Source organism: Oerskovia sp. NPDC060287 (genome assembly GCF_042726775.1).
Lineage (GTDB): Bacteria > Actinomycetota > Actinomycetes > Actinomycetales > Cellulomonadaceae > Oerskovia > Oerskovia merdavium.
Genome location: NZ_JBHXBO010000376.1, coordinates 1 through 2559, shown reverse-complemented (window position 1 = coordinate 2559; position 2559 = coordinate 1). Strand labels below are relative to the sequence as shown.

Annotated in this window: 2 protein-coding genes; both read left to right on the top strand. The window is 73.6% G+C overall.

Going from position 1 to position 2559, the window contains the following annotated elements; genetic code table 11:
• Positions 1 to 187: 187 nt before the first annotated feature.
• The gene (locus ACFWFR_RS19035) at positions 188 to 994 is read left to right on the top strand and encodes a hypothetical protein (RefSeq protein WP_377624152.1); all 807 of its coding nucleotides are present in this window, start codon (positions 188 to 190) and stop codon (positions 992 to 994) included.
• Between the two features lie 184 nt (positions 995 to 1178).
• Positions 1179 to 2559 (top strand): ThuA domain-containing protein (locus ACFWFR_RS19030; protein ID WP_377624151.1); only part of this gene is annotated, 1381 nt, incomplete at its 3' end.

Sequence of the window (2559 nt, the reverse complement as noted above, 5' to 3'; positions counted from 1 at the left end):
CTCGGGGGCGGCGCCTGCCGCGCACGTCGTCCCGCCCGTGACGGGCCCGACGGCGTACGGCTCTGACAGCGCTTCCCTGCCAGGTCTCCCGGCAGGCCTCTTCCGTACACCCGCATCACCCTTCGTCTTCGTGCCGGGCGCCCGCGCCGGCACGGACCTCCCGCCCCCGACAGACAGGAACCGACCCGTGGCGCAGAAGACCGCAGCACGACGCAGCAAGGCGGACCTCGCAGCCCGGTCGGCGACCGCTCGGGGAGCGGGGCCCCGGTCCGGGGACGGTGCCGGCCGTCCCCAGCAGCGGCCACCGGAGCGCGCGAGCGCCCGGTGGCCGTGGAACCTCTCGCGCGCTCGTCGCGCGTGGCTCGCGGTCGCCGCGGTCGCGGTGGTCGTCCTGGTCGTCGCGGCGGTCGTCTGGGCCGCGACGCGAGGGCCCGACGACGGAGCGTCCGGCGCGTACGCCGTCGACCCCGCGCGCGTGGCCGAGCTCGAGGCCGCCGAGGTGGCGCGCGACGCCGAGAACCTGGGCGTCGTGACCGACTTCGCGGTCTCGGCCCAGGAGGGGCTCGTGCCGACCATGCACGAGCTGTCCGTGGCGCTCCCGCTCGACGGCGCGCCCGGGACCCCGGCGACGCCCGAGCAGCTCGCCACGTGGCGGGACCGGCTCGCGGCCCTGGCGACCGAGGCCGAGGCCCTCCCGACGGGCGCGTCGGGGTACAACGTCACGCGCAACGGTCTGGGCGTCTCGATCGCGCTGCTGGGTGACGCGCTCGACACGCTCGAGCTCGCCGAGGCGTCGGCCGAGCCGGCCCGGTCGCAGCTCCTCGCGCTCGCGGGCGACCTGCGCCTGCGCGCCGCGGACACGTGGAGCATGGCCGCGACCCAGCTCGACGACCTGAGCGTCGCCGCAGACCAGGGGCACGTCCACGTGTTCCTCCCGCTCCACCCGGACGACGCGGGCGACGGCGCCGCGAGCCTGGGGGAGAGCGACCACTAGACCGGTGCCCGCCGGGACCACCTGCGGGTGGGCCGAGTCCCGGCGGGCACCCAGGAGCACCGTGCGCACGAGGAGGTGAGGACGGACGCAGTACCGGTGGACGGCCCTGGCCGCCGCCGAGGACGACGATCGACTTTCAAAGGAGAAAGCTGTGACCGTACGACACCGAAGGAGACGGGCAGGGGTGAGCGCGCTCCTGGCGCTGACCCTCGCGGCCCCGACCCTGGCACTGACGGCGACACCCGCCGCCGCCCACGACGAGTTCTCCGTGCTCGTCTTCTCCAAGACCGCCGGTTTCCGGCACGACGCGATCCCGGCCGGGATCGCGACCATCAAGCAGCTCGGCGTGGACAACCACTTCGCCGTGACCGCGACCGAGGACGCCGGGGCGTTCACCGAGGCGAACCTCGCGGGCTACGACGCCGTCGTCTGGCTCTCGACGACCGGCGACGTGCTCAACGCCGACCAGCAGGCCGCGTTCGAGGCGTACATCGCGGACGGCGGCGGCTACGCGGGCGTGCACGCGGCGTCCGACACCGAGTACGACTGGCCCTGGTACGGCGAGCTCGTGGGCGCGTACTTCTCGGCCCACCCGCAGAACCAGACCGCGACCGTCGTGGTCGCGGACAAGGACCACCCCTCGACCGCGCACCTGCCGGCCTCGTGGGAGCGGTACGACGAGTGGTACAACTTCCGCGAGAACCCGCGCGGGGACGTGCACGTGCTCGCGACCCTCGACGAGGCGAGCTACTCACCGGGCGGCGGGGCCATGGGCGCCGACCACCCGACGGCCTGGTGCCAGGACGTGGCCGGCGGCCGCTCCTGGTACACGGGCGGCGGCCACACGCAGGAGTCGTACAGCGACCCGGCGTTCGTCCAGCACCTCCTGGGCGGCATCCAGACCGCCGCGGGGGCGGTCGACGCCGAGTGCGGCGCGACCGTCGAGAGCTCGTACGAGCAGATCACGCTCGCGAAGGGCGCCGAGAAGACCGGCGAGCCCATCGCGCTCGCGGTCCTGCCGGAGGGCGACGTCCTGCACACCTCGCGCGACGGCCGGGTCTGGTACACGACCGCGGGCGCGACGACCTCGCTCGCGGGCACCATCCCGGTGTACTCGCACGACGAGGACGGGCTGCAGGGGGTCGCGATCGACCCGGACTTCGCCGAGAACCGCTGGGTCTACCTCTACTACGCCCCGCGGCTCAGCACTCCCGCGGGCGACGCCCCGGAGAACGGGACCGGTCCCGAGTCGTTCGCGGCCTTCGACGGCTACAACCAGCTCTCGCGCTTCACGCTGACCGACCAGAACACGATCGACCTGGCGAGCGAGAAGAAGATCCTCGAGGTCGAGGCCTCGCGCGGCACGTGCTGCCACGCCGGTGGTGAGATCGACTTCGACGCCGAGGGCAACCTCTACCTGTCGACGGGTGACGACACGAACCCGTTCGCCTCGGACGGCTACACGCCGATCGACGAGCGGGCGACGCGCAACCCTGCCTACGACGCGCAGCGCTCGTCAGGCAACACCAACGACCTGCGCGGCAAGCTCCTGCGCATCACCATGA